The sequence below is a fragment of the Novilysobacter selenitireducens genome (genome assembly GCF_020026895.1).
GTDB classification, from domain to species: domain Bacteria; phylum Pseudomonadota; class Gammaproteobacteria; order Xanthomonadales; family Xanthomonadaceae; genus Lysobacter_C; species Lysobacter_C selenitireducens.
The window spans coordinates 1-291 of record NZ_JAINZW010000039.1; the positions used below are offsets into that span (position 1 = coordinate 1).

At 49.8% G+C, this 291-nt stretch carries 1 protein-coding gene; it reads right to left on the bottom strand.

The window, feature by feature from the left end:
- Window positions 1–291 (bottom strand): hypothetical protein (locus tag K6753_RS14480; RefSeq protein ID WP_223677170.1); only part of this gene is annotated, 291 nt, incomplete at both ends.

Sequence of the window (291 nt, forward strand, 5' to 3'; positions counted from 1 at the left end):
GCCTTGTTCAATGCGGTATTATAGAGGTCGTTGATGATCAGTTCCGGTGGGCCCAATAGTCGTTTTCGGTGGAAGCAATACACGAACACAGGCAGGTCCTCTTCAATGGAGGTGTGCATGAGAAGAGTGTCTCTTTTCTCCTCGAAAAACTCGATGAGCTCTTTTTGCAGTGGAGAGTCGGGCTCCAGGTGCTCAGGTTCCGGTTGATAGAGCGTCGAAAGGAGACCAAAAAGAGGTCTCTCCGACGCTTTCTTGTTGAGGAGAGGACGAATAAAGTGTGCTCGTAGGATG